This window comes from Streptomyces sp. CNX435, from assembly GCF_059570575.1.
Window position 1 is genome coordinate 259,252 of the sequence record NZ_JCANTA010000003.1, and the last position, 25,387, is coordinate 284,638.

The 25,387-nt window shown below is 73.2% G+C and carries 23 protein-coding genes; 12 read left to right on the forward strand and 11 right to left on the reverse strand.

The window, feature by feature from the left end; translation table 11 throughout:
- Positions 1 to 185: 185 nt before the first annotated feature.
- The gene (locus T328_RS07620) at positions 186 to 1,217 is read left to right on the forward strand and encodes a DUF8094 domain-containing protein (RefSeq protein ID WP_496495120.1); all 1,032 of its coding nucleotides are present in this window, start codon (positions 186 to 188) and stop codon (positions 1,215 to 1,217) included.
- Between the two features lie 9 nt (positions 1,218 to 1,226).
- Here T328_RS07620 and T328_RS07625 read toward each other — a convergent pair whose 3' ends face one another.
- From T328_RS07625 to T328_RS07670, 10 genes are all read right to left on the reverse strand, one after another.
- Entirely contained in the window at positions 1,227 to 2,396 is a 1,170-nt protein-coding gene (locus T328_RS07625) for a HAMP domain-containing sensor histidine kinase (RefSeq protein WP_496495121.1), read from the reverse strand.
- Positions 2,377 to 3,030, reverse strand: a complete 654-nt coding sequence (locus tag T328_RS07630) for a response regulator transcription factor (protein WP_496495122.1) — start codon at positions 3,028 to 3,030, stop codon at positions 2,377 to 2,379. Before T328_RS07630 ends, T328_RS07625 begins: the two co-directional genes overlap by 20 nt.
- Positions 3,031 to 3,245: 215 nt before the next feature.
- Positions 3,246 to 4,502 carry an ABC transporter permease gene (locus tag T328_RS07635; protein ID WP_496495123.1) on the reverse strand — a complete coding sequence of 419 codons (1,257 nt, stop codon included), beginning with the start codon at positions 4,500 to 4,502 and terminating at the stop codon, positions 3,246 to 3,248.
- The gene (locus tag T328_RS07640; RefSeq protein WP_496495124.1) at positions 4,499 to 5,227 is read right to left on the reverse strand and encodes an ABC transporter ATP-binding protein; all 729 of its coding nucleotides are present in this window, start codon (positions 5,225 to 5,227) and stop codon (positions 4,499 to 4,501) included. The genes T328_RS07635 and T328_RS07640 overlap by 4 nt, the downstream gene beginning before the upstream one ends.
- Positions 5,224 to 6,606, reverse strand: a complete 1,383-nt coding sequence (locus tag T328_RS07645; RefSeq protein WP_496495125.1) for a peptidoglycan-binding protein — start codon at positions 6,604 to 6,606, stop codon at positions 5,224 to 5,226. The genes T328_RS07640 and T328_RS07645 overlap by 4 nt, the downstream gene beginning before the upstream one ends.
- Positions 6,603 to 7,154 carry a hypothetical protein gene (locus T328_RS07650; protein WP_496495126.1) on the reverse strand — a complete coding sequence of 184 codons (552 nt, stop codon included), beginning with the start codon at positions 7,152 to 7,154 and terminating at the stop codon, positions 6,603 to 6,605. The genes T328_RS07645 and T328_RS07650 overlap by 4 nt, the downstream gene beginning before the upstream one ends.
- Positions 7,155 to 7,297: 143 nt before the next feature.
- Complete coding sequence (locus T328_RS07655) at positions 7,298 to 7,501, reverse strand: MbtH family protein (protein ID WP_496495127.1); 204 nt, start codon at positions 7,499 to 7,501, stop codon at positions 7,298 to 7,300.
- Positions 7,502 to 7,650: 149 nt separating this feature from the next.
- Positions 7,651 to 8,946, reverse strand: a complete 1,296-nt coding sequence (locus T328_RS07660; RefSeq protein WP_496495128.1) for a sensor histidine kinase — start codon at positions 8,944 to 8,946, stop codon at positions 7,651 to 7,653.
- A 9-nt stretch (positions 8,947 to 8,955) separates the two neighbouring features.
- A complete protein-coding gene (locus T328_RS07665; RefSeq protein WP_496495129.1) occupies positions 8,956 to 9,609 on the reverse strand; it encodes a response regulator transcription factor in 654 nt (217 codons plus the stop codon).
- 446 nt (positions 9,610 to 10,055) lie between these two features.
- Entirely contained in the window at positions 10,056 to 11,135 is a 1,080-nt protein-coding gene (locus T328_RS07670; RefSeq protein ID WP_496495130.1) for a sigma-70 family RNA polymerase sigma factor, read from the reverse strand.
- Between the two features lie 134 nt (positions 11,136 to 11,269).
- On the opposite strand from T328_RS07670, the gene T328_RS07675 reads away from it, so the two are divergent.
- The 9 genes from T328_RS07675 to T328_RS07715 all read left to right on the forward strand — a co-directional run bounded on the left by T328_RS07675 (position 11,270) and on the right by T328_RS07715 (position 22,350).
- Positions 11,270 to 12,490 carry an NAD(P)/FAD-dependent oxidoreductase gene (locus tag T328_RS07675; RefSeq protein WP_496495131.1) on the forward strand — a complete coding sequence of 407 codons (1,221 nt, stop codon included), beginning with the start codon at positions 11,270 to 11,272 and terminating at the stop codon, positions 12,488 to 12,490.
- Positions 12,491 to 12,672: 182 nt separating this feature from the next.
- On the forward strand, positions 12,673 to 14,394 hold the full coding sequence (locus tag T328_RS07680) for an ABC transporter ATP-binding protein (protein ID WP_496495377.1): 1,722 nt from the start codon (positions 12,673 to 12,675) through the stop codon (positions 14,392 to 14,394).
- Positions 14,394 to 15,653, forward strand: coding sequence for a DUF4032 domain-containing protein (locus T328_RS07685; RefSeq protein WP_496495378.1), 1,260 nt, complete (start codon positions 14,394 to 14,396; stop codon positions 15,651 to 15,653). The genes T328_RS07680 and T328_RS07685 overlap by 1 nt, the downstream gene beginning before the upstream one ends.
- Positions 15,654 to 15,733: 80 nt before the next feature.
- The gene (locus T328_RS07690; protein ID WP_496495379.1) at positions 15,734 to 16,984 is read left to right on the forward strand and encodes a histidine kinase; all 1,251 of its coding nucleotides are present in this window, start codon (positions 15,734 to 15,736) and stop codon (positions 16,982 to 16,984) included.
- A 47-nt stretch (positions 16,985 to 17,031) separates the two neighbouring features.
- A complete protein-coding gene (locus T328_RS07695) occupies positions 17,032 to 17,823 on the forward strand; it encodes a LytR/AlgR family response regulator transcription factor (RefSeq protein WP_496495132.1) in 792 nt (263 codons plus the stop codon).
- A gap of 1 nt (position 17,824) precedes the next feature.
- Positions 17,825 to 18,220: a hypothetical protein gene (locus T328_RS07700; protein ID WP_496495133.1), complete on the forward strand. Its 396-nt coding sequence runs from the start codon at positions 17,825 to 17,827 to the stop codon at positions 18,218 to 18,220.
- Between the two features lie 49 nt (positions 18,221 to 18,269).
- Positions 18,270 to 20,075 carry a sodium/solute symporter gene (locus tag T328_RS07705; RefSeq protein WP_496495134.1) on the forward strand — a complete coding sequence of 602 codons (1,806 nt, stop codon included), beginning with the start codon at positions 18,270 to 18,272 and terminating at the stop codon, positions 20,073 to 20,075.
- Positions 20,076 to 20,338: 263 nt separating this feature from the next.
- On the forward strand, positions 20,339 to 20,713 hold the full coding sequence (locus T328_RS07710) for a DUF485 domain-containing protein (protein WP_496495135.1): 375 nt from the start codon (positions 20,339 to 20,341) through the stop codon (positions 20,711 to 20,713).
- Complete coding sequence (locus tag T328_RS07715) at positions 20,710 to 22,350, forward strand: monocarboxylic acid transporter (protein ID WP_496495136.1); 1,641 nt, start codon at positions 20,710 to 20,712, stop codon at positions 22,348 to 22,350. Before T328_RS07710 ends, T328_RS07715 begins: the two co-directional genes overlap by 4 nt.
- A gap of 189 nt (positions 22,351 to 22,539) precedes the next feature.
- Here T328_RS07715 and T328_RS07720 read toward each other — a convergent pair whose 3' ends face one another.
- Entirely contained in the window at positions 22,540 to 23,448 is a 909-nt protein-coding gene (locus T328_RS07720) for a LysR family transcriptional regulator (RefSeq protein ID WP_496495137.1), read from the reverse strand.
- Between the two features lie 154 nt (positions 23,449 to 23,602).
- On the opposite strand from T328_RS07720, the gene T328_RS07725 reads away from it, so the two are divergent.
- Positions 23,603 to 23,827, forward strand: a complete 225-nt coding sequence (locus T328_RS07725) for a hypothetical protein (protein WP_496495138.1) — start codon at positions 23,603 to 23,605, stop codon at positions 23,825 to 23,827.
- Positions 23,817 to 25,370 carry a sulfatase family protein gene (locus tag T328_RS07730; RefSeq protein WP_496495139.1) on the forward strand — a complete coding sequence of 518 codons (1,554 nt, stop codon included), beginning with the start codon at positions 23,817 to 23,819 and terminating at the stop codon, positions 25,368 to 25,370. The genes T328_RS07725 and T328_RS07730 overlap by 11 nt, the downstream gene beginning before the upstream one ends.
- Positions 25,371 to 25,387: the final 17 nt, after the last annotated feature.

The window sequence follows — 25,387 nt, forward strand, 5'->3', positions numbered from 1 at the left end:
ACGTGAGGAGGGCCACGGGCCCGTCAGCGTCAAATGAATCCGGTTCGCATGACCTCACCCTAACCGCGTGGGTCCGCCGTCAGCCATGGCGTTCGGCGCTGCGGGGGTGGGCGCGGAGGCCGGTGAGGCCAGTGCCTAGACTCGCCACGACCACAGATCTTGACCGCACCGGGGGGAATCCGCCCATGGCCACGACAAAGACCGCCATATCCACCGCCGCCACCGGACTGGCCGCGCTTCTGCTGGCCACGGCGTGCAGCGGCGGTTCGGACGACGACGCGGACGACCCGGGCGACGAAGCGGCCAAGCCCAGCCCGGTGATCAGCGAGGCCCGGGCGCGCACGGTGCTGGAGAACTACGTCGAGGGCAACAACGCGGCCAACGCCGAACTCGACCCCGAGACGCTCGGCGAGGTCGAGGGCGGCGCTCTGTACCAGCAGAGCCAGGCGCAGTACCGGCACTTCCCGACGTACGAGAAGAAGTACCAGAAGCTCTACAAGAAGCCCTTCCGCTACCTCGCCGACAAGGCCGAGTACTACATCCCCGCCGACGGCGACTGGTACATGGTCGATGCTCCCGTCGACGGCTCCGGCTACGACGAAGGCGACCGCAGCCTGCTGGTCTTCGAGCGCGCCGGTGACACGTGGAAGAACGTCGCCTCCGTCGGCATCCAGGGCCGGCTCCCCGAGGTCGCCCGCGGCCGGGGCGGCCTGCCGACCGCGCTGCCCGCCGACGCCGAGGTCGGCACCACCGCGCTCGACGGCCTCGACGACGCGGTCAACGACCTGTACGCCTCGGGCGGCAAGAAGGACGGCAAGCTCCTCGCGGACAGCAAGGTGCGCAAGAACATGGTCGAGGACTACACCACCCGCCGGGACTGGATCAGGCCCGAGCACGACAGCTACTTCGAGACCGAGTTCGAGTCCGAGAACCGCAAGTGGGACGAGGCGTACAAGCCCGCCTTCCCGGACGTCTACGCGCTGCGCACAGCCGACGGTGGCGCGCTGACGGTCTTCAACTCCTACGACGCGCGCGTGGACTTCGCGACCCGGCCGGGCTTCCACGTCATCCCGGGCGACGTCGCCGAGCTGTACGTCAAGGAGAAGGAGCCGCTGGGCATCCGGGAGTACTACGCGGTGCAGAACGCGGCGTACGTCCCCGACGGCGGCAAGGTCGAGCAGCTCGGCGGCGAGGTCGAGATGATCGGCGCCAGCTGACCGCCCCGCTCACGAGTCCGCCGGGTCCGGCGGCGGGAACTCCACGGTGATCGCCAGCCCGCCCTCCGGCCCCGGCACCGTGGTCACCTCGGCGCGGTGCGCGGCGGCGACGGCGCCGACGATGGACAGCCCCAGGCCGTGGCCGCCGCCGACCGCCCGCGGCTGCAGCCGCTGGAACGGCTCGTACAGGTCCGGGATGCGCTCCGCGGGGATCCGCGGGCCGCTGTTGACCACCCGCAGCGTCGGATAGCCCGTCTCCTGCACGCCCGTGGCCACCCGCACCCAGCCGCCTGCCGGGGTGTAACGCAGCGCGTTCTCCACCAGGTTGCCCACGAGCCGCGCCATCAGCCGCTCGTCGCCCGTGGCGACCGCGGGGCGCAGCGAGGGGTGTACGTCCAGCTCGCCGGGCCGGGTACGGGCCCTTTCGTGCAGCACCTCGCGGGTGACGGTGGCGAGGTCGACGGGCTGGCTGCACACCAGCCCGCTCTGGCTGCCGGCCAGCGTCAGCAGCGCCTCGATCAGCCGCTCCTGCTCCTCCCCCGCCGCGATGACCCGCTCGCACACCGCACGGAGCGACGCGGCGTCCGCGCCCGGGCGGGAGAGCACCACCTCGACCATCGCGCGCTGCAGCGTCAGCGGGGTGCGCAGCTCGTGGGAGGCGTTGGCGACGAACCGCCGCTGGGCCTCGAACGCGGCGTCCAGCCGGGCCAGCAGCCCGTCGAAGGTGTCGCCGAGGTCCTTCAGCTCGTCGTCCGGGCCCGCTATGGCCAGCCGTGCGTGCAGGTTGTGCTCGGAGATCCGCCGGGCCCGGCCGGCCATGATCCGTACCGGCCGCAGCACCCGCCCGGCCATCACCCAGCCCAGTGCGACGGACACGGCGGTCATCAGGGCCAGCGCGATGCCGGCCTGGGCGACGAGGGCCTGCACCGCGGCCTCGTGGCGCTCGGTGGCCACGTGCCGCATGTCCACCGGCTCACGGCCTCCTTCGTGATGGGAGGAGAACATGACGACGGTGCCCTTGGTGACGTTGCCGCGGGCGACGAGCGCGAGCGTGATGGCGAGCAGCGCGACGCCGGAGACCAGGAACAGCGCGCCGTACAGCAGCGTCAGCCGGAGCCGGACGGTCCAGCGGACGCGGCTGCCGGCGCGGCGGGCGGGCTCAGATGCGGTACCCGGCATGGGGCACGGTCTCGATCACCGGTGGGTCGCCCAGCTTGCGGCGCAGCCTGCTGACGGTGACCTTCACGGCGTTGGTGAACGGGTCCGCGCCGGCGTCCCAGGCGCGTTCGAGGAGTTCCTCGGCGGAGACCACCGCGCCCTGCGCGGACAGCAGTAGCTCCAGCACGGCGAGTTCCTTGCGCGACAGGTCGAGCCGGCGACCGCCGCGGCTGGCGAGGTGCTGGGCGGGGACGAGGGTCAGGTCGCCGCGGGTGAGCACCGGGGGCACGGCGTTCGGCGGGCGCCGGACGAGCGCCCGGATGCGGGCGATCAGCTCGGCGAACGCGAAGGGCTTGGTGAGGTAGTCGTCGGCGCCGAGGCCGAGGCCGTCGACGCGGTCGGCGACGGTGGTGGAGGCGGTGAGCATCAGCACCCGGGTACGGCTGCCGTGCCTGGTCAGCGCGCGGCACACCTCGTCGCCGTGCAGCCTGGGCAGGTCGCGGTCGAGGACGACCACGTCGTACTCACAGGTCGTGGTCCGGTCTATCGCCTCCTGTCCGTCGTACGCGAGGTCCGTGTCCATGCCGTCCTCGCGCAGTCCGGTGGCGACCGTCTCGGCGAGCTCCCGGTGATCCTCCACGATGAGCACACGCATGCCGCCAGCGTGCCGGAGGCCGCGTAAGCCCGCGGTAACAGCCGAGGCCACAGGGCTGCCGCGGCCCGGCGCGGCTCGCCCCGCCGACCGGACACCAGGAGCGGAGCCCCCACTGCTCGGGGGCAGCAGGGGCACCGCGGTCTCCGTGGATATGTCTCTGTGTTGATTCAGTTGCGTCGATTCAGTTGTGTCGCCTCACCCGGGCCACCGGTACGTCAGGTGGTGGCCAGCGCCTCGGTGGGAGGCAGCCGGGCGGCGCGCACGGCCGGGTAGAACCCGGCGAGTCCGCCGATGAGGAGCGTCGCGCCGATGCCGCCGGCCATCGCCCATATCGGCACCACGGTCGCCCAGTCCTGGGAGGTGGCGTAGCCGACGGTCACGCCGATGCCCAGCACCACGCCGCCGAGGCCGCCGAGCGCGGACAGCAGCAGCGCCTCGCAGAGGAACTGGCTGCGGATCTGGCCGCGGGTGGCGCCGAGGGAGCGGCGCAGGCCGATCTCGGAGCGGCGTTCGAGTACGGAGATGACCATGGTGTTGGCCACGCCGACACCGCCGACGATCAGCGCCACCCCGCCGAGGCCCAGCAGCAGGCCGCTGAGCGTCTCGTCGGTGGCCTCCTTGGCCTCCAGGGCGTCGGAGGGGCGGGAGACGGTGACCTCGTTGGGGTTCTCCGGGTTGGCGGTGGCGCCGAGGACGGACTGCACGTCCTCCACCGCCGCGTCCTCGGTGCGGGTGTAGATCGTCGAGGGGTTGCCCGCGAAGTCCAGCTCGTCCTCGGCGACGTCCCAGCCGATCAGCGCGGCCGAGTCCAGCTCGGGCACCAGCTCGTTGTACGCCGTGAGGCCCACGACCGTGAACCACCTGCCGCCCAGCCACACCTGCGAGTCGGGCCCCGCCTCGTAGACGCCGAGCTGCTCGGCGGCCTTGGGGCCGAGGACGACGGCGGGGTAGCGGCTGTTGGCCGCGTTCAGCCAGCGGCCGTCGGTGATCTGCAGCCCGACGGACGCCGGCAGGTCGACGCGGGCCGCGTTCACGGTCAGGCCGCCGGTCTCCTCTTCCGGGATCCGGTCGTTGCGGAAGATGTTCGCGTCGGTGCGCCCGACGGCAGACACGTTCTCGACCTCCGGGACGGCCCCGATCATGCCCACGGACTCCTCCGGCAGGCTGGCCTCGGAGCCCGAGAACGACTGCCCGGGGGTGACGGTGAGCAGGTTCGTGCCCAGCGCGCTCAGCCGGCGGTCCAGGTCCTCCGTGGAGGACGTGGAGATGCCGACGACACCGATCATCGCGGCGATGCCGATGGCGATGCCGAGCGCGGAGAGGAACACCCGCATGGGCCGCGAGCGCAGCCCGGAGCCCCCGACCCGCAGCACGTCCGCGACGGCCATCCGGGCGGGCTTCGGCGCGGCGGGCGGCGGCGGTGCGGGCGGCCGCGCGCGGTCGATCTCCCGCGTCGCCTGCGGCGCGGTCATCGGACGGCCTCCTCGGGCAGCCGGGCGGCCGGGAGGGCGGCGCCGGGGGCGGAGTCGTGCTCGATGCCACCGTCCTTGAGGCGGACTTCGCGGGGCAGGGAGGCGGCGATGTCACGGTCGTGCGTGATGACGACCACGGTGGTGCCGGCCTCATGGAGCTGGTGCAGCAGCTCCATCACGATCGCCCCGGAGCGGGAGTCGAGCGCGCCGGTGGGCTCGTCGGCCAGCAGCAGGGGCGGATCGCCCAGGACCGCGCGGGCGATGGCGACGCGCTGTTTCTCGCCGCCGGAGAGCTGGTGCGGCTCGTGGTAGAGGCGATGGCCCAGGCCGACGCGGCGCATCGCCCGCTCGGCGAGCCGGCGCCGCTCGGCGCGGGTCCGGCCGCTGTAGAGCAGCCCGTCGGCGACGTTGTCCAGCGCGGGGACACCGGGCGCGAGGTGGAACTGCTGGAAGACGAAGCCGATGGTGCCCGCCCGCAGCGCCGACAGCTCGCGGTCGCTGAGCCGGTCGACATCGTGTCCGTCGATGCGGACGGTGCCCGCGGAGGGGCGGTCGAGCGTCCCCATGATGTTGAGCATGGTGGACTTGCCCGAGCCGGAGGGGCCGACGACGGCCAGCAGTTCGCCGCGCCGGATGACGACATCGGCGGCGCGGAGCGCGACGACGTCCCCGTAGGTCTTGGTGACCCCGGTCAGCTCGACCACCGGATGGGACAGGACGGTCACCTCGGAACCCCCACGGACATGCCTTCCTCGATGCCGTCGCCCGTGACCTCGACCAGCCCGTTCGCGAACATGCCCAGCTCGACGGGCACGTACTCCGTGCTCCCGCCGGCGGTCACAGCCTGCACCGCGTAGCCGCCGCCCTGCCGGGCGACGAGCGCGTTCACGGGCACCGCGAGCACGTTCTCGCGGGTGTCCGCCTTGAGCACCACGTCGACGGGCGCGGCCTGGTAGCGGCCGAGCTCGTCCTGCTGATCGACCTCCAGCTGCAGCGGCAGGGCGGCCTCCTCGTCCTCCTCGCCCTCGGCGCCGGCGCCGCTGGCGGCGGGGTCCTCGGCGCTGGGCGGGGTGCCGATGTCGGTCACCTTGCCGTCCACGGTGGTGCCGTTGGGCAGCTCGATCTCGGCCTTGGTGCCGATCCGTACGAGGTCCTCGAACTGCGCGTCCAGCTCCACGGTGACGACCCGCTCGGTGCCGGTCCAGTCGAGTATCGCGCCCTCGGCGGAGGCGCCCGGCCAGGTCTGCAGCGCGGCGACGCGCCGGGCGCTCTCGGCGGTCACGGCGTCGCCGGCCTCGACGACGCCGGTCTCCTCCCGGCCCATGTCCTCCTGCCAGGCGGACACCGCGTCCGCGGTGTCCGTGCTGTACGTCTCGTCGACGGTGAACCCGGTGTAGCCGAGCTTGTCGAGGTTGCGTTCGAGCATCTCGACGTCGCCGCCCTCGCTGCCGTCCGACAGCGTGCGGTACAGCGGCGTGTCGCCGTAGAACAGCGGGACCTTCGCGCCGTCCACGCTGTACACGGTGTCGCCGCGCTTGATCGTGGAGCCCTCGTTGGGCGTCCAGGTGACGATGCCGGCGCCCTCGTCGGCGGCGTCACCGCCGGCGTCCTGCGCGGGAGCGCCGTCCTGGGCCAGCTGGCCGGCGCCGGTGTCCGCGCCGCCGCCGCCCGACGGTCCGATGGCCTGGACCGTGGCGGCGTCACCGTAGCCCAGGGTGCCCTGCACGGTCTCGCTGCTGGTGAGCGTCGTACGCGCCACCTCGGCCGTCGCGGCCGGGCCGGACGGGCCGGAGGCGGGCTCCGCCGAGTCCTCGCCGCCGAGTGCTCCGGTGGCGGCGAGCCCCGCGGCCGCGGCGACGCCGATCGCTATCACCACGATCAGCGCCATGCGCAGCTTGCGGCTCTTGCGCGCCGGCTCGGGGCCGTGTGGCGCGCCGTCGCCTTCGACATGCGGGGCGGTGGCGGTGGTGGCGGGGGCGAGTCCGCCGGGGTGTCCGTTGGCTTCGGGGCCGCCGGCGGCGAGCGGACTGGGCGAGCGGACCTCCAGCGCGCCCGGTGCCCGTTGCCCCCGATTCAGTTCCTCTGTCTCCTCACGGTTGGTCACCGCATGCCCCCGCCGACGCGCATGCCGCCACCGGGGTACTTGTCCTGGCAGGCCTGCCGGGCCGGCTCGAACGACTCCGGGTCGGCGGCGCCCAGGTCGACGACCATACTGCTGCCCTCGATCTCCGGGTCGGGGAAGTCGGGGACCCCGTTCTGCCGGATGCACTCCGCCCACTCCGCGACCTTCTCGGAGTCCAGCGGCTCGCCGCCGTTGGCGCCGCCCTGCATCTGGGGCTGCTTGTCGCGGCAGGCCTCCTCGGCGGCCTTGAACTCGGCGGAGTTCGGATCGATGCCCCCCTGCTGCCTGAACATGACGCCGCCGCTCTCCTGCTGCGGGTCCTGGAACTCCGGTACGCCGTTGTCACGCATGCACTGCGCGTACTCGACCGCCTGGTCGAACGGGCCGCTCGGAGAGGCGGCGGTGCCGCCGTCGGAGGAGGCGGCCTCGGAATCGTCGGAGCACCCCGCCAGCACGACGCTGACCACGAGAGCGGACGAGGCGAGCAGGGTCTGCGCGAATGCGCGTTTCCGTTTGCGTGTGGTGAACATGGGCCCAAGTTCTACGCGAACGGCGGTCACAGGGCGGATACAGAACGCCGTCGGCGAAGGCCGGCGACGACGGCTTTCATGAGAATTCCATGAATGGGCTTCTGTCGGCGGTGCTCAGCGCGCCGCAGGGGCGCGCTTTATCCTCAGGAGAACTTCAGGGAAGAGTGCCCGAACCGGTGGTGCGCTCCTCCCAGTCGGCGGCACAATGCAGCCTTGCGGCTTTCCTCGCCGGAAACGGTCCTCCGGCCAGCGGGGACTTCGGCGAAGGCGGGCCGGAGTGAATGCTGGTTCTCGTCGTTGACCAAAACCAGGAAAGCACCGCCTGCTTTGTCGAACGGATTCGCCATGACCGCTCCCGTCGCTGGGGTTTACTCAAGTCGGCACACACACCGACCAGGCCGGCAGAGGGCGACAAGGTTGGACAACCGGACGGTGACCAACTGCTTATTCTCAGCAGTTGGGCGGGCGTTGTTCGAAGTAAACGGAAAGCGCCGTCTCAGAAGTTGGCCGGAGCCGTGCCGTGCTCCGCAAGCCCGGCCGCCAGGCCGTCTGTGCCGGGCCCGTCGGTGCGCAGCGGGAAGGCGACGGTCACGGCGAGCCCGCCCCCGGCTCTGGCCTCGGCGGTGAGCGTGGCGTCGTGGGCGGTCGCGATGGAGCGGACGATCGACAACCCCAGTCCGTGGTGGCCGTCGCCGGCGGTGCGCCGGAGTCGCTGGAAGGGGTTGAAGAGGCGCTCGACCTGGTCCGGGGGCACGGTGGCGCCGGTGTTGCAGACGGAGAGGAACGCACCCCCGTCCCGTACGCCGGTGGCGATCTCGACGCTGCCGCCCGGGACGTTGTAGTCGATGGCGTTGTCGAGAAGGTTGGCCACCAGGCGGTGGATGAGGGCGGAGTCGCCGGAGATGAGGGCCGGTTCTATGGCGGCGACGACGGCCAGCTCGCACCGGCCGATCTCGGACCGGAACGCGGGCAGGACCTCGTCGGTGAGCGAGGCGAGGTCGAGCGGTTCGGAGTCGTCCAGGCCGCGGTCGCTGCTGGAGAGGGTGAGCAGCGACTCCAGGAGGGTGGCCTGCTGCTTGCTGATCGTCAGCAGCCGTTCGAAGTTGGCTCGGAACGACTCGACTGTGGCGTCTCGGTCGATGAGCGTCTCCTCCAGCAGCGCGTGCTCGATGGTGAGGGGGGTGCGCAACTCGTGGGCGGCGTTGGCGACGAATCTCTGCTGCGACTCCAGCGCCGTCTCCAGCCGGCCGAGCAGCCCGTTGACGGTGCCGGCGAGGTCCTTCAGCTCGTCGGACGGTCCACCGGTGGCCAGGCGCTCGTGCAGGTTGCGGGCGGAGATGTGGCGGATGGTGCTGGTCATGGTGCGCAGCGGGCGCAGGACGCGGCCGGCGACCACCCAGCCGAGGCCGATGGCGATCACGGACATGATGGCGAGGGCGAGCCCGGACTGCATGAGCAGCCGGTCGAGCATCGCCTCCCGCTGGTGCACCGCCTGCTGGCGCATCTCCTCGATGATGCCTTCCTCCTGGCTGCCGAGGTCCTCGTCCAGCCGGTAGGTGCGGGTGTCCGCCTGGGCGGACTCGGCGGAGCCGTACTGTTCCTTGAACGTGACGAGCCCGCCCGAGGGGCGGGCGACGAGCAGGTAGGTGATCGCCAGGAGCACGGCGCCGGAGAGGACGAACAGCGAGCCGTAGAGGAGGGTGAGGCGTGCCCGGACCCGGCGGGGCGTGAGCTGCGCCGACAGGGCGCCGACGCGTTTCAGGACGGCCAGGTGCAGTCTCGACAGCCCCATGGGCGTACCTCAGATCCGGTAGCCGCCCCGCGGCACCGTCTCGATCACCGGGGGCAGACCGAGCTTGGAGCGCAGGCGGTTGATCGTGGTCTTCACCGTGGTGGTGAACGGGTCGGCCGCCTCGTCCCAGACTCGTTCGAGCAGCTCCTCCGCCGACACCACCCGTCCCTGGGCGGAGAGCAGGCACTCCAGGACGGCGAGTTCCTTGGGGGTGAGTGTCAGCCGCTCGCCTGCGCGGGTGGCGACGCGCTGGGCGGGGTCGAGCCGGAGGTCGCCGTGCTCCAGGACCGGGGGCACGGCGGGCTGGGCGCGGCGGGCGAGGGCCCGGAGCCGGGCGACCAGCTCGGCGTAGGCGAAGGGCTTCGGCAGGTAGTCGTCGGCGCCGAGGTTCAGTCCCTCGACGCGGTCGACGATGGTCCCGGAGGCGGTGAGCATCAGCACGCGGGCATGGTGGGGCTGGGAGACCAGGTCCCTGCACACGTCGTCGCCGTGGACACCGGGGAGGTCGCGGTCGAGGACGACGACGTCGTAGGCAACGGTCATCGTGCGCTCCAGCGCCTCGGATCCGTCGTACACGACATCGACGGCCATGCCCTCCCTGCGCAGCACCCGCGCCACCGAGTCGGCGAGTTCGGCGTGGTCCTCGACCACCAGAACCCTCATCAGCGGCACCTGCCGGCGGTCGCGCAGGCCCAGGGCGAGGGCGTGGCGGATGGGCGTTCAAGCATGATGGCTGACGATCCCCCACCTTGCGTCACACTGCGGTCACAGCGCTTCACTACGTCGTGTCCTCGTGCTTGGTTCGAGCCGCCCCAGATTATCGCGGGAGGGCATAAGCCCGCGGTTACCGGTCGTGTTCCGGCCGGGGCCGGCCGGATGGTGACGGTCCCGGCGGACAGAGGGACAGGCGCCGCGAGCGGCGGTGCCGTCGACCCTCGACACGGCACACGCGTGCCCCCGGTGCGGACAGCAGCTCACGGTGGTGAACCTAGTCGTCCCGGTCGAGGACGACGCCGGGGTGACCGGCGAGGAGTCGCGTACGAGGGTCTTCGCGGCGGACCGCGGCTGAGCAGCCCGCCGTACGGCGGGTGTTGCCGTGCGGCAGTTCTTCAGCCGTCGAGAGGCTGCAGCTCCAGCCGGCAGAGGTGCTCCGGGTCGGCGATCACCTCGATGCCGACGATCGTGCCGTCGGCGACGTCGAGCGTGAACGCGATCTTCGGCCGCCCCTGGTGCATCCATACCAGCCCGGGCGACCCGTCCACGAGCGCCGGGCGGGCGGCTCTCAGTCGCCCCGTGAAGACGTCGGCGACCGCCACCGCGCCGCGGACCTCCGCCGCGGCGCCGGCGGCTACCGCGGTGGCGTCCGCGCGGAGCACCACGTCGGGGTCGAGCAGGGCGAGGAGCGCATTGAAGTCCTCCCCGCGCGAAGCAGTGAGGAACGCGCTGGCGATCGCGCTCCAGCGCGCGGTGGCGCCCCCGTCCGCCAGCACGGCTGTGACCGCAGCGGCGCTTGGGGTGCAGGGGACGGCAGCGCGTACGCCGGGCGCGTCCGCGGCCCACCGGCTTTCTTCCGCGCCGTCGGCCCCGCTGCCCTGCGTGCGCCGCCGGGCGCGGAGGGCCAGTTGCCGGGTCGCGGCCGGCGAGCGCCGTACGATCGGCGCGATCTCGTCGTAGGGAACCGCGAACAGGTCGTGCATCACGAACGCCAGCCGTTCCGCGGGCGCCATCGAGTCGAGCACGGCGAGCAGCGCGATCCCCACGGAGTCACCGCGGAACACCTCCTGGTCCCGGTCGGCCCCGTCCGCTTCCTCCGCTCCCTCCGCCTCAGATCCTTCTACCGGCCGTTGGTGATCATTTGATGCATTGACGGCTTTCGACCCGCTCGGCTCGGGCCACCACGCCATCTCCTCGGACCCCGGCGAGGGCTCCCACGGCTCGGGCGGGTCCAGCGGATCCTCCCCCCGCGCCGCCCGGGCCCGGAGGATGTCCAGGGAGACCTGGCCCACAACCGTGCGCATCCAGCCGCCGAAACTCTCCACCCCGTCCGGTCCCGCGCGGCTCACCCGCAACCAAGCCTCCTGGACGGCGTCCTCGGCCTGACCGGCCGAGCCCAGCACCCGGTGGGCGACCGCGCGCAGGTGCGCGCGCTGCTCCTCGAAGCGCCGGGCCAGGAAATCGTGCTCGTCCATCGGGTCCTTCCTCCGTTCCACCGCGTCACCACCGTGACCAGCGGGGCGCGCCCGATGTGACAACACGGCCGCCGCGGTGACCGGGTAGTGAGACGGCGTTGCCGTCTGCGCGGGGGCCGTGGTCCGATCGCCGCATGACTCGCCGCATCGTGATCGTCGGGGCCGGCATCGTGGGCTCGTCGCTGGCCCGGGAGCTGGCCGGGAGGGACGGCTGCGAGGTCACGGTCCTCGACCGCTCCCCCGCCGGCCGGCTCTACGGGTCCACGGGACACGCACCCGGCTACGTCGGCGTGCTCGGCGAGGCACCCGTCCTCACCGAGCTGACCCGCGCCACCGTACGGATCTACCGCCGCCTCACAGATGACGACGCGACCGGCCCCGCCCGTCCGGGCGGCGGCGCCGGCTTCGTGCAGACCGGCTGCCTGGAGGTCGCCACCTCGCCCGCGGCGTACGAGACGCTGCGCCGGCGCGCCGCCCGCGCCGACGACGCCGGCCTGGCCGCGCGGCTGGTGGGACCCGAGGAGGCCGCCGCGCTGGCGCCGCGGCTCGTCGACCCGGAGACGGCCGTGGCCGGGCTGCACTTCCCCGGCGACGGCACCGCACGTGCCGGGCTGCTCACCGCGGCGCAGCGGCGCCGTGCCGAGGCGGAGGGCGCGGAGTTCGCCGACGGCGCGGAGGCGACGGGCCTGGAGATACGCGCCGGGCGGGTGCACGGCGTGTGGCTGGCCGACGGCACGCTCGTGCCCGCCGACGACACGGTGCTCGCCTCGGGCATCTGGGGCCCGCTGCTCGCCGCGCAGGCGGGCGTGCGGCTGCCGTTGACGCCGGTGTCCCACCCGTACGTCTACGGGGGGCCGCACCCGGCGCGGCACCCGCGCGGACCGTTCGTGCGATGGCCCGAGCACCAGGTCTACGCCCGCGACCACGGCGACCGGGACGGCATCGGAACGTACGCCCACGAACCGCGTGCGGTGGCGCCCGCGGACCTCGGGGTGCGGGCCGAGGAGCCCTGGCCGGGCAGGCCGTTCGACGGCGCCGTGGCCGCCGCGTTCGCCCTGCTGCCGCCCGCGCACCGCTTCGCGCCCGCCGTCCGCCTCAACGGGGTGTTCTCGGTCACCCCGGACAACATGCCGCTGCTCGGCCCGTTCGAGGGGCTGCCCGGGCTGTGGTCGGCGACGGCGATCTGGGTCACGCACGCCGCGGGCGCGGCGGCGGCACTCGCGGAGGCCATGGACGGCGGCGAGCCGGGCGCGGAGCTGGCGGCGCTGTCACCGGACCGCTTCGCCGGCTTGCCGGCCGAGGACCTGCGGCGCCGGGCGCTGCGCCACTACAACGGCATCTACGCCACGGGCTGAAACGCCGACGGCCAGGCGGGGCCCGAGTCGGGGGTACAAAACGGTGGGTGGCGGGCCCGCCGCGGGGGGCTGTGGATAACTCCCGGCGCCGTCGTGCCAGCGCCGTAGGATCTCCGTGAGATCGCGGGAGGTGGGGAGTGGCCGTGGACAAGACCCCCGAAGCAGGCACGCCGCCCTGGCGGATGCTGCTCGGCTACGCGCGTCCGCACCGCTGGGCGCTGCTCGCCGGGGCGCTGCTGTCGCTGGCGACGGGTGCCACCGGGCTCGCGCTGCCGCTGGTGGCGCGGTCGCTGATCGACGATCTGTCCGAGGACCGGTCCATCGCCGGCGCGCTGGTGGTGATGTCGGTGCTGGTGGCCGCCAACGCGGGGGTCGGGGCGCTGGGTTCGTACGTGCTGCGGCGCACCGCCGAGTCGGTGGTGCTGACGGCGCGGCGCCGGCTCAGCTCGTACCTGCTGCGGCTGCGCATAGCGGCCGTGGACCGAACGGAGCCCGGGGACCTGATGGCCCGGGTGACATCCGACTCCACGCTGCTGCGCGAGGTCACCACCGACACCCTCGTCGGGCTCGGCACGGGCGGGCTGACCGCCGTGGCGACGCTGGTGCTGATGGGCGTCGTCGACCCCGTGCTGCTCGCGGTAACCGCGGCCGTGATCGCTGCCGCCGGCACGGTCATCGGCGTCATCGTGCCGCGCATCAACCGGGCGGCGAAGCAGGCGGCCGAGTCCGTGGGCCTGATGGGCGCGGCGCTGGAGCGGGTGCTCGGCGCGCTGCGCACCGTGAAGGCGTCGGGCGCCGAGCACCGCGAGGAACGGGCCGTGCACGCCGCGGCGGAGGAGTCGTGGCGGCAGAGCGTGCGGGCCGCCAAGTGGTCGGCGCTGGCCGGGAACACGGCGGGGCTGTCCATGCAGGTCGCGTTCATCACCGTGCTGGCGGTGGGCGGCGCGCGGGTGGCCACCGGGTCGATCGACGTCGGCACGCTGGTCGCCTTCCTGCTCTACGTCTTCTATCTGATGTCGCCGATCCAGCAGGTGGTGGGCGCGATCGCGCAGTACCAGTCGGGAGCCGCCGCGCTGCAGCGCATCCGCGAGGCGCAGCAGTTGCCGGCCGAGCCCGTCGCGGCGCCCGCGGCGCTGCCGGAGCCGGGCGCCGAGCCGGCGGCGCTGGTGTTCGAGGACGTCCGCTTCCGGTACGCCGACGACCTGCCGTATGTGCACCACGGCGTCAGCTTCCACGTGCCGCCGCGTGGGATGACGGCCTTCGTCGGACCATCGGGGGCGGGCAAGACGACCGTCTTCTCGCTGATCGAGCGGTTCTACGAGCCGACCGCCGGGCGGATACTCCTCGACGGCACCGACGTCACCCGGTACCCAATACCCGCGCTGCGCGCCGCGATCGGGTACGTGGAGCAGGACGCACCCGTGCTCTCCGGCTCGCTCGGCGACAACCTGCTGCTCGGCAACGCGGCGGCCGGCGAGGACGACGTGCGTGCGATGCTCAAGACCACCCGGCTCGACGATCTGGTGGCCCGGCTGCCGCAGGGCCTGGACACCCTGGTCGGGCACCGCGGCACCAAGCTGTCCGGCGGCGAGCGCCAGCGCGTCGCGATCGCCCGTGCGCTGCTGCGCCGGCCCCGGCTGCTCCTGCTCGACGAGGCCACGTCGCAGCTTGACGCGGTCAACGAGGCGGCCCTGCGCGACACCGTCGCGGAGGCCGCCCGCAGCACCACCGTGCTCGTCGTCGCCCACCGGCTCTCGACCGTCACCACCGCCGATCGGATCGTGGTGATGGACGCCGGCCGGGTGCGGGCCGTGGGCACGCACGCCGAACTGGTCGCCGGCGATTCGCTCTACGCCGAGCTGGCCACCACCCAGTTCCTCGCCGCCGCGGCCGGCACCGCATGATGGACAGCGGACGACGAAGGAGGACCGCCGTGCGCCCGGAGCTGCAGATCAGCGCCACCAACCCGGAGCATCCCGCCGCGCTGCTCGACCTGCCCTGGGAGCTGCCGCTGGACGCCTGGCCGGAGGACTGCCTGGTCGACCTGCCGCGCGGTATCTCGCGGCACGTGGTGCGCTTCGCCGAGGCCGGTGCCGAGGTCGTGGCGATCAAGGAGGTCCCGGAGCGGGCCGCCCGCCAGGAGTACGAGCTGCTGCGCGACCTCGACCGGCTCGGCATCCCCGCCGTGGACGCCCTCGCGGTCGTCACCGGGCGCACCGGAGCCGACGGCGAGCAGCTGGAGCCGGCGCTGGTCACCCGCCATCTGGTGGGCTCCCGCCCGTACCGGGCGATGTTCGAGACCACGCTGCGCCCGAGCACGGTGAACCGGCTGATGGACGCGCTGGCCGTGCTGCTCGTGCGGCTGCACCTGGCGGGTTTCGCCTGGGGCGACTGCTCGCTGTCCAACACGCTCTTCCGCCGGGACGCCGGCGCGTACGCCGCGTACCTGGTGGACGCCGAGACCGGGCAGATCCAGCCGCGGCTGAGCCACGGCCAGCGGGAGTACGACATCGAGCTGGCCCGCATGAACATCTCGGGCGAGCTGATGGACCTGGAGGCCTCCGGGGCGCTGCACCCGTCGATCGACCCGATCCCGTTCGGCGCGGCCATCGCCGAGCGGTACGGCGACCTGTGGCACGAGCTGACGCGCGAGTCGGTCTACCCCGCCGACAAACGGCACTACATCGAGCGCCGCATACGCCGCCTGCACGACCTCGGCTTCGACGTCGCCGAGATGCAGATCACGCACTCGCCGGCCGGCGACACCGTCTCGTTCGTACCGAAGGTCGTCGACGCCGGGCACCACCAGCGCCAGCTGCTGCGGCTGACCGGCATGGACACCGAGGAGAACCAGGCCCGCCGGCTGCTGAACGACCTGGAGAGCTGGATGGCCACCCAGGACGACTACGCGCCCGGCGACCCCCTCGGGGCCCGGCCGGAGGTGCTGGCGCACCGCTGGGTGCGGGAGGTGTTCCGGCCGACCGTCCGTGCGGTGCCGCTGGAGCTGCGCGGTCAGCTCGATCCGGCGCAGGTCTACCACGAGGTGCTGGAGCACCGCTGGCTCCTGGCCGAGCAGGCACAGCAGGACGTGGGGCTGGAGGCCGCGGTCGCCGACTACGTCGCGAACGTGCTGCCGCGCTCCGCCGCCGGCACCTCCGGCTGACGACCCGGCCGACCGCGCGGGTCGGCGACGCCCGCTGCCGCCGACCGCCCCCGGCGCGGTAGCGTCCGTGCATGCCCGGGATGTCGGCCGCGACCGCCGCGCTGCTGCTCGGCGCCGTCGTGGTGCTCTGCGCCGCCGCGGCGCTCATCGGCGTGTACGTCGCGCGCAACCGGCAGTACGGCACGCCGCAGGAGCGCGCCGCGTACGAGACGCTGCACACCGCCTCCCTCGCCGCTCCCCCGCTGCGCGCCGGACTCACCGACGACAGCGCCCGCCGGGCCGCCCCGCACCTGCGCGCCCTGCTCGGCACGCCCGCGCTCGCGCTGGCCGACGGCAAAGGCGAGCTGCTGGCCTGGGACGGCCCCGAGGGCAAGCCCGGCCACGACCACTCCGAGGCCGTCCCCGGGGCCGCCGCACAGGTGACGGACAGCGGTCGAACGCAGGTCATCGGCCCCCGCGAGGTGGCCTGCACCTGGCCGGACTGCCCACTGCGGCACGCGGTGGCCGTGCCGCTGACGGTCGCCGGCCGGATCGACGGCGTCCTCGCCGTCTTCACCTCCCAGCCCTCCGCGGGCCTGGTACGCGCCGCCTCCGAGGTGGCCCGGTGGGTCTCCGCGCAGCTGGAACTGGCCGAGCTGGACAGCTCCCGGGCCGCGGCCAGCGAGGCGGAGCTGCGCGCGCTGCGCGCGCAGATCTCCCCGCACTTCATCTACAACTCCCTCTCCACCGTCGCCTCCTTCGTGCGCACGGACCCGGAGCGGGCCCGCGAGCTGATCGTGGAGTTCGCCGAGTTCACCCGCTACTCCTTCCGCCGCCACGGCGACTTCACGTCGCTCTCCGAAGAGCTGCGCTGCATCGACCGCTACCTGCTGCTGGAGCGCGCCCGCTTCGGCGGCCGGCTGGAGGTGTCGCTGCGCGTGGCGCCGGAGGTGCTGAGCGTGGTGGTGCCGTTCCTGTGCCTGCAGCCGCTGGTGGAGAACGCCGTACGGCACGGGCTGGAGAAGAAGCCGGGCCCGGGGCGGCTCACGATCACGGCGGCGGACGGCGGCAGTGAGGCGCTGATCAGCGTCGAGGACGACGGCGCCGGGATGGAGCCGGAGACGCTGGCCCGCACCCTCGCCGGGGACCTGGCGGAGCTGGCCGAGCTGGCGGGGGACGCGCCGCGGGCGCCCGGCATCGGGCTGCGGAACGTCGACGAGCGGCTGCGACAGGTCTACGGCGACGCCTACGGGCTCGTCATCGAGACCGCTCCCGGCGCCGGCACGACGGTGCACGTCCGGGTGCCGAAGTTCCATCCGGACGCGGTGCAGAGCGGCCCCGGCGGGCTGTGAGCGATAGACGGGTTTCGCTGCCGCCGCGCCCCGCATAGGGTGCCCGCATGCTGCACACTCTCGCCGTCGACGACGAGGAGCCCGCCCTGGCGGAGCTGGCGTACCTGCTGCGCCGCGACCCGCGGGTGGCCGAGGTGCAGACGGCCGGCGACGGGCAGCAGGCGCTGCTGGCCCTCGACCGGGCGCTGGCCGCGGGCCGCTCGGTGGACGCCGTGTTCCTGGACATAGGCATGCCGGGTCTGGACGGGCTGGCGCTGGCCCGGCTGGTCTCCCGGTTCGCGCACCCGCCGCGGGTGGTGTTCGTCACCGCGCACGAGGACCACGCGGTGGAGGCGTTCGCGCTGCGCGCCGAGGACTACGTGCTGAAGCCGGTGGCGCCGGAGCGGCTCGCGGAAGCGGTGCGGCGGTGCGCCGAGTCGGCCGGGGGGCCGGTGGCGGAGGAGCCTGCCGAACCGCCGGAGCCGGGCGACGCGCCGTCGGAGCGCGCGGCGGTGCCGGACGAGGTCATCAGCGTCGAGCTCGCCGGCGTCACCCGGTTCGTCCAGCGTCGCGAGGTGCTCTACGCCGAAGCCCAGGGCGACTACGCGCGGCTGCACACCGGCGGCGGCAGCCACCTCGTCCGCATCCCGCTCGCGACGCTGGAGGAGCGGTGGGGCGCCGCCGGGTTCGTACGCATCCACCGCAGCCACCTCGTCGCCCTGCATCACGTGCGCGAGCTGCGCATGGAGGCGGGGCGTACGTACGTCGTCCTCGGCGGGCACGTGCTGCCGGTCAGCCGGCGGCACACCCGGCAGGTACGCGAGATGCTGGTCCGACATCCGCCGACGGCGGCGGTGTGAGGTGGAAACCGCCGGCGCCCCGCCCCGCGTGACCGTCGCGCACCCGCGCACCCTCGCCGCCCGCAGCTCCCAGCCCCCGCCCGGCAGCCGCGCCCTCGTCGCCGACGACCTGGGCCGGCAGACCCCGCTGGGCGACGTCTACCTGCGCTCCCTGATGCGCACCCAACTGCGCCTCGCGGCCCTCGTCGTCGGCACGCTCGCCGCCGTGCTCGGCCTGCTGCCGGTGCTGCTGGCGACGGTGCCGAGCGTGCGCGACTCCACGCTGGCCGGCGTGCCCGTGCCCTGGCTGGTGATCGGGGTCGCGGTGCACCCGGTGATCCTCGCGCTGGCGTGGGTGTACCAGCGCCAGGCGCGCAAGAACGAGGCCGAGTTCGCGGACCTGGTCGAGCGGTCGTGACCGCGGTCGTGACGGCGGTCGTGTCGGCAGTCGTGACGGGGCACAGCACGTGAACACCGTCCAGCCCGCCGTCGCCGTGACCGTCGTCTGCGTCGCCACGGCCTTGTTCAGCGTGTACGGGCTGCGCCCCGGCCGCGCCACCTCCGACTTCTACGTCGCCTCCCGCGCCGTGACCCCGCTGCGGAACGCCTCCGCCATCGGCGGCGAGTACCTGTCGGCCGCGTCCTTCCTCGGCATCGCCGGCCTGGTGCTCGCATACGGCGCCGACATGCTCTGGTACGGCGTCGGCTACACGGCCGGCTATCTGGTGCTGCTCGCCTTCGTCGCCGCGCCGATGCGCCGCTCCGGCGCGTACACCGTCCCGGACTTCGCCGAGGCGCGGCTGCAGTCCACGCGGGTACGGCAGCTCGCCTCGGTGCTCGTCGTCCTCATCGGCTGGCTGTACCTGCTGCCGCAGCTGCAGGGCGCCGGGCTGACCCTGCGCACCGTCACGGGCGCGCCGCTGTGGGTCGGCCCGGTGGCCGTCGCGGCGGTGGTGATGACCACCGTCGCCTCCGGCGGGATGCGCAGCGTCACGGCGGTGCAGGCGTTCCAGTACTGGCTGAAGCTGACGGCGCTGGCGGTGCCGGTGATCTTCCTGCTGCTGGCCTGGCGCGCGGACGGCGCCCCGTGGCCGGACGCCGACGCGCCGCCGCGGTTCCGCGACACGACGACGGTGACCGTGCACCAGGCGATCGACGTACGGGTCGAGGATCCGGTGGGGGTCACGGTGCGCGGCCGGCTCGACGGCCGCTGGCTGGACGGCGAGCGGGTACGCGTCGGCCCCGGCGTGCACGCGATCGGCGAGGAGACCCGGGTGACGTTCCCCGCCGGCGCCGACGTGCCGCACCCGGTGGACGAGGAGCCGGTCGACGGTCTCCACTGGACGCGCCCGCTGTCCGGTACGGAGCACCCCGGCTACGGCACGTACTCGCTGCTCATCGCCACCCTCCTGGGCACCATGGGGCTGCCGCACGTCATCGTCCGCTTCTACACCAACCCCGATGGCCCGGCCGCCCGCCGCACCACCTGGACCGTGCTGTGGCTGCTGGCCGCCTTCTATCTCCTACCACCGCTCTACGGCGCCCTCGGCCGCCTCTACACCCCCGAACTCCTCATGACCGGCCGCACGGACGCCACGCTGCTGCTGCTCCCCGACCGGCTGCTCGGCGGCGGCCCGGGGGCCGCGGTCCTCGGCACGCTGCTGACCGCCGGCGCGTTCGCGGCGTTCCTGTCCACCGCCTCCGGGCTGACCATGTCGGTGGCGGGGGTGCTGGGGCAGGAGTTGGAGCGCAGACGGGCGCGGCGGTCGACCGGCCCGCCGGGCAAGGCGGCCGACGCGCGGGCGGACGCGCGGGCGGAGGTGCGGGCGACCGTGCTGCGGCTGCGGCTGGCCGGGGTGGCCGCGGCGGCGGTGCCGTGCGTGGCGTCGCTGGTGGTGGTGGAGCGCCCGGTCGCGGACGTGGTGGGGCTGGCGTTCGCGGTCGCGGCCTCCTCGTTCTGCCCGCTGCTGCTGCTCGGCATCTGGTGGCGCGGGCTGACGCCGCAGGGCGCCGCGGCCGGGCTGCTCGCCGGCGGCGGGGCGGCGCTGGTGACGGTGGCGGCGACGATGTTCGGCGTGCGGCTCGGCGGCTGGCCGGGGGCGTTGCTGGCACGGCCGGCGGCGTGGACGGTGCCGCTGGCGTTCGCGGTGATGGTGGGGGTGTCGTGGCTGACGAGGCGCAACGTGCCCAGCGGCACGGCGCACGCCCTGCTGCGGCTGCACGCGCCGGAGTCGCTGGACCTGCCGCGCCGCCCGGGACGTACGACCGGCTGACGCGACCGGCGGCCGTACCGGCAGACACGACCGGCCGGGCCGGCGGACCGACCCGACCGGGAGTCCCGGCGGCGGTCCCGTCGGCGGCCCCGGCCGGCTGTCCCGCCGGCTGACCGACCGCTCGTCGTGCCTTCGCTACCGCTCGGCGCATCCACGCGGCCGTTCACGGCACCGCCGTCGCGCGGCGGCTCGCGCGGCGGCGCGCCCGCTTCTACCGTTGCCGCGCCCGGCCCGTCCGGACACCCCCGTCCCCCAAGGCGCCCATGGAGGCCGCGATGAGCAGCACACCCCCGACCGGCAGGTCGCCGGATGTGTACGAGGAAGTGCAGCAGAGCGAGGAGTTCGGGGAGCTGCGGCGCACGCACCGTTCGTTCGCGTTTCCGCTGACCATCGGATTCATTTCCTGGTACCTGCTGTACGTGCTGCTGTCGAACTACGCGGGCGGCTTCATGGGCAGTGAGGTCGTCGGCAACATCAACGTGGCGTTCGTGCTGGGCATCCTGCAGTTCGTCACCACGTTCGCCATCGCGTGGTGGTACGCGCGGCACGCCGCCGCGAAGCTCGACCCCAGGTCCGAGCAGCTCAAGGCCGAGGTCGAGGGCCGGGTGGCCGACAACAGCACGGAGGACGCAAAATGACGGGCGCCACCACGAGCGCGCTGACCATGGTCGCCCAGTCCGAACCGGGTGAACACCGGACGCTGATCGTCACGCTCTTCTCGGTGTTCGTGGCGTTCACCCTGGCGGTGACGGTGTGGGCGGGGCGCAAGACGAAGGACGCCACCGACTTCTACGCGGGCGGCCGTTCGTTCACCGGCTTCCAGAACGGGCTGGCGATCTCCGGGGACTACATGTCCGCGGCCTCCTTCCTCGGCATCGCCGGCGCCATCTCGCTGGCGGGTTACGACGGGTTCCTGTACTCCATCGGCTTCCTGGTCGCCTGGCTGGTCGCGCTGCTGCTGGTCGCCGAACCGCTGCGCAACTCCGGCCGGTTCACCATGGGCGACGTGCTGGCGTACCGGATGCGCCAGCGTCCCGTACGCACCGCGGCCGGGGTGTCGACGATCGTCGTGTCGATCTTCTACCTGCTGGCGCAGATGGTCGGCGCCGGCGCGCTGGTCGCCCTGCTGCTGGGGATCACCGGCGATGCGGGCAAGAACCTCATCGTGGTCCTCGTCGGCCTGGTGATGATCCTGTACGTGACCATCGGCGGCATGAAGGGCACCACCTGGGTACAGATCATCAAGGCCGTGCTGCTGATCCTGGGCACCCTGCTGATCACGATACTGGTGCTGGCGAAGTTCGACTTCAACATCTCCCAGCTGCTGGGCGCCGCCGCGGACAACTCCGGCAAGGGCGCGGCGTTCCTGGAACCGGGGCTGAAGTACGGGGTGACGGACACCTCGAAGATCGACTTCATCTCGCTGGGCATCGCGCTGGTGCTGGGCACCGCCGGTCTGCCGCACATCCTGATCCGCTTCTACACCGTGCCCACGGCGCAGACCGCGCGTAAATCCGTGCTCTGGGCGATCGGCATCATCGGCGGCTTCTACCTGATGACCATCGCGCTGGGCTTCGGCGCCGCCGCGCTGATCAAACAAGAGACGATCATCGAGTCCAACCCGGCGGGCAATACGGCGGCACCACTACTGGCAGAGGAAGTCGGCGGCGGAGCCGGATCCACCGGAGGCGCGATCCTGCTGGCGATGATCTCCGCGGTCGCGTTCGCCACCATCCTCGCGGTCGTCGCCGGACTCACCCTGGCGTCGTCGTCGTCGTTCGCGCACGACCTGTACGCCAACGTCATCCGCAAGGGTCAGGCCACCGAGAAGGAGGAGGTCGCCGCGGCCCGGATCTCCGCCATCGCGATCGGCGGGGTCGCCATCCTGCTGGGCGTCTTCGCGGGCAACCTCAACGTCGCCGGCCTGGTGGCGCTGGCCTTCGCCGTGGCGGCGTCGGCGAACCTGCCGACGATCCTCTTCAGCCTGTTCTGGAAGCGGTTCACCACCCAGGGCGCGCTGTGGTCGATCTACGGCGGCCTTTTCACCTCAGTGTTCCTGGTGCTTTTCTCTCCGGTGGTCTCGGGCAAGGAGACGAGCATGTGGCCCGGGGTCGACTTCCAGTGGTTCCCGCTGGAGAACCCGGGTCTGATCTCCATCCCGGCCGGCTTCATCCTCGGCTGGCTCGGCTCGATCCTGTCCAAGGACGAGGACGCCACCGGCAAGAAGTACGCCGAACTGGAGGTCCGCTCCCTCACCGGCGCCGGCGCCCACTAGGCGCCGCCGCCGCGCCGGCGCGGGTCGCGGCAACGCGGCCCGCCCGGCCACGCCGGTTCGCCGGCGGTATCCGAGCGGCGGCCGGCAGGCGGTGCCCGAGCGCCTGCCGTCCGGTCGTCACCAACCCCCCTCCCGGGGGGCGGGGCACCCTCCTCCGCCCCGCCCCCTCCCCCAACCCCGGCCGGTCGGCTACCCGGCCGCCTCCTTCGCCCGTATGCGCAGCGCGTCGAGCGCGGCCCGCACCGCGGGGCTGCCGGTCGCGCCGCGCCGGGTGACCGTCAGGAACGTACGGGACGGCGCCGGCGCTCCGGTCAACCGCAGCCGGCGGATCGACGGCACGCCGGTGAGCAGCGCCAGCCGGGGCACCAGCGCCACGCCGAGGCCGTGCGACACCATCACCGCCACCACGCTCCACTCGCACGCCCCGTGGACCACGTTCGGCCCGAAGCCCGCCGCGCTACAGGCGGCGAGGACGTGCTGCCGCGACCATCTGCCGGTGCCGATGACCCACCGCTCCCCCGCCGCCTCCGCCAGCCGGACGTCGTCGCGCCCGGCCAGCGGATGGTCCGCGTGCACCACCAGATCGAACGGGTCCTCTATGAGCGTCTGCTGCTCGAAGCGCTGGTCCCCGTGGGCCGGGGCATCCGCCGACGCCTCGACGACGGCGAGGTCGGTCTCGCCGTTGAACAGCAGGTCGTAGCAGTCCTCGGGCTCGGCCTCGCGCAGCCGTACGTCGAGGCGGGGGTGCTCCGCCTGCAGCGCGCCGGCCACCGGCGCCAGCAGCCGGCACATGGCGCTCGGGAACCCCGCCATGCGCAACTCCCCCGCCGGCTCCCCGTCGAGCGCGTGCAGCTCCGCCGCGGCCAGCTCCCACTGGGCCTCGATGACGTCGGCGTGCGTGAGCAGCCCGCGCGCCACGGGCGTGAGCCGCACCCGGCGGCCTTGCGGCTCCAGCAGCCGGACGTCCAGTTCCCGGGCCAGCTGCCGGATCTGCTGGGAGGCGGCGGAAGTGGTGAGGTGGAGGGATTCGGCGGCGGCGGTCACGGTGCCGTAGTACGCGACCGCGCGCAGCACGCGGAGCCGGCGCAGATCAATCATGTAGGCCCTCCTTCACAATGCCGTCCATAAATCCAACGTAGACCTGAACGAACGAAGCGTCCATGCTGAAGAGAAAGGGAAGATCAGGCCCGGGCCAACGGGCCGCGATTCCAGGAGAAACCGCCGGTGAACGCGGCGGGGAGAGGACATCCGCATGTTCGAGGGTCACTGCCCCCACTGCGGCTGGGCGGACAGCACACCGTTCCACACGGTCTCGCGTAACCGCACGGCCGGCGGGATGACGATCTGGACCCGGTGCCAGTGCGGCTCTCTGCAGATGCGCACGATCGACGCCGCCGGCGGCCGCATCGTCACCCGGGGGCGCCCGGCCCCGGACGCGGCCGGCGTCCCGCAGGTAGAAAGGTGCCATGACTGCTGACGAACCGGCGCCCACGGCGGCCGAGATGCTGAGCACCCGCCGCCCCAACATCCTGCTCATCACCAGCGACCAGCAGCACTGGAACACCCTGGGCCGCGGCAACCCCGAGATCCGCACCCCGCACCTCGACCGGCTCGCCGCCCAGGGCACCGCCTTCGAGCGCGCGTACTGCCCCAACCCGACGTGCACCCCCACCCGCGCCTCGATGATCACCGGCAAGTACCCCAGCCAGCACGGCGCGTGGACGCTCGGCACCAAGCTGCCCGAGGACCAGCCCACGCTCGGCGGGCACCTGGGCGCCGCGGGCTACGCCACGTCACTGGTCGGCAAGGCGCACTTCCAGCCGCTCGCGAGCACCGCGGAGCACCCCTCGATCGAGTCGTACCCGCTGCTGCAGGACCTGGACTTCTGGCGGGACTTCCACGGCCCGTACTACGGCTTCGACCACGTGGAGCTGGCCCGCAACCACACCGCGGAGGCGCACGCGGGACAGCACTACGCGCTCTGGCTGGAGCAGCAGGGGTGCACGGACTGGCGGCGCTACTTCCAGCCGCCGACCGGCACCCTCGACCGGGACGTGCGGCACACCTGGCCGATCCCCGAGGAACTGCACTACAACGCCTGGATCGCCGAGCGCACCGGCGCGCTGCTCGAAGGCTACGCCGAGCGCGGTGAATCGTTTATGTGCTGGGCCAGCTTCTTCGACCCGCACCCGCCGTACCTGGTGCCCGAGCCCTGGGACCGGATGTACGACCCGGACGCGCTGACCGTGCCGGAGGCCGTCGCGGGCGAACACGACGGCAACCCGCCGCACTTCGGCCTCACCCAGCAGGACCGGCCGGACTTCTCGCCGTGGCAGGAGTCGGGGCACTACGTCCACGGCTTCCACTCCCACCGGCTGCCGGCCGCGGAGCGGCGGCGGCTGGTGGCGACGTACTACGGCATGGTCAGCATGCTGGACGAGTACGTCGGCCGGATCCTTGACCGGCTCGACGCGCTGGGCCTGGCCGAGGACACGATCGTGGTGTTCACCACCGACCACGGGCACTTCTTCGGCCAGCACGGGCTGCAGGCCAAGGGCGCGTTCCACTACGAGGACCTGCTGCGGGTGCCGTTCCTCGTCCGCTGGCCGGGCCGGGTGCCCGCGGGGCGCGCCTCCTCCGCGCTGCTGTCGACCGTCGACCTGGCGCCGACCTTCCTGGAGCTGGCCGGGGTGCCGGTGCCGCGGGAGATGACCGGGGTCGGCCAGGCCGCGGTCTGGACGGGTCGCGAGGTCAGCGCGCGGGACCACGTCATCTGCGAGTTCCGGCACGAGCCGACGGCCGTGAGCCTGCGCACGTACGTCGACGACCGCTACAAGCTGACGGTCTATCAGGGACGGACGTACGGCGAGCTGTTCGACCTGCGCGCCGATCCGGGCGAGACGCGCAACCTGTGGGACGACCCGGGGAGTGCGGAGCTGAAGTCCGGGCTGCTGCTGAAGTACATCTGGGCGGAGCTGGGCAAGGAGCCGATGTGGATGCCGCGCGTGGCGGGGGCGTAGCCGCTCCCGGACCGCGG

Excerpts from the sequence above, each read along its gene's own strand:
- T328_RS07620 (WP_496495120.1), top strand. The coding sequence starts at position 186 with ATGGCCACGACAAAGACCGCCATATCCACCGCCGCCACCGGACTGGCC.
- T328_RS07625 (WP_496495121.1), bottom strand. The coding sequence starts at position 2,396 with ATGCCGGGTACCGCATCTGAGCCCGCCCGCCGCGCCGGCAGCCGCGTC.
- T328_RS07630 (WP_496495122.1), bottom strand. The coding sequence starts at position 3,030 with ATGCGTGTGCTCATCGTGGAGGATCACCGGGAGCTCGCCGAGACGGTC.
- T328_RS07635 (WP_496495123.1), bottom strand. The coding sequence starts at position 4,502 with ATGACCGCGCCGCAGGCGACGCGGGAGATCGACCGCGCGCGGCCGCCC.
- T328_RS07650 (WP_496495126.1), bottom strand. The coding sequence starts at position 7,154 with ATGTTCACCACACGCAAACGGAAACGCGCATTCGCGCAGACCCTGCTC.
- T328_RS07655 (WP_496495127.1), bottom strand. The coding sequence starts at position 7,501 with ATGGCGAATCCGTTCGACAAAGCAGGCGGTGCTTTCCTGGTTTTGGTC.
- T328_RS07660 (WP_496495128.1), bottom strand. The coding sequence starts at position 8,946 with ATGGGGCTGTCGAGACTGCACCTGGCCGTCCTGAAACGCGTCGGCGCC.
- T328_RS07665 (WP_496495129.1), bottom strand. The coding sequence starts at position 9,609 with ATGAGGGTTCTGGTGGTCGAGGACCACGCCGAACTCGCCGACTCGGTG.
- T328_RS07670 (WP_496495130.1), bottom strand. The coding sequence starts at position 11,135 with ATGGACGAGCACGATTTCCTGGCCCGGCGCTTCGAGGAGCAGCGCGCG.
- T328_RS07675 (WP_496495131.1), top strand. The coding sequence starts at position 11,270 with ATGACTCGCCGCATCGTGATCGTCGGGGCCGGCATCGTGGGCTCGTCG.
- T328_RS07680 (WP_496495377.1), top strand. The coding sequence starts at position 12,673 with ATGCTGCTCGGCTACGCGCGTCCGCACCGCTGGGCGCTGCTCGCCGGG.
- T328_RS07685 (WP_496495378.1), top strand. The coding sequence starts at position 14,394 with ATGGACAGCGGACGACGAAGGAGGACCGCCGTGCGCCCGGAGCTGCAG.
- T328_RS07690 (WP_496495379.1), top strand. The coding sequence starts at position 15,734 with ATGTCGGCCGCGACCGCCGCGCTGCTGCTCGGCGCCGTCGTGGTGCTC.
- T328_RS07695 (WP_496495132.1), top strand. The coding sequence starts at position 17,032 with ATGCTGCACACTCTCGCCGTCGACGACGAGGAGCCCGCCCTGGCGGAG.
- T328_RS07710 (WP_496495135.1), top strand. The coding sequence starts at position 20,339 with ATGGAGGCCGCGATGAGCAGCACACCCCCGACCGGCAGGTCGCCGGAT.
- T328_RS07715 (WP_496495136.1), top strand. The coding sequence starts at position 20,710 with ATGACGGGCGCCACCACGAGCGCGCTGACCATGGTCGCCCAGTCCGAA.
- T328_RS07720 (WP_496495137.1), bottom strand. The coding sequence starts at position 23,448 with ATGATTGATCTGCGCCGGCTCCGCGTGCTGCGCGCGGTCGCGTACTAC.
- T328_RS07725 (WP_496495138.1), top strand. The coding sequence starts at position 23,603 with ATGTTCGAGGGTCACTGCCCCCACTGCGGCTGGGCGGACAGCACACCG.
- T328_RS07730 (WP_496495139.1), top strand. The coding sequence starts at position 23,817 with ATGACTGCTGACGAACCGGCGCCCACGGCGGCCGAGATGCTGAGCACC.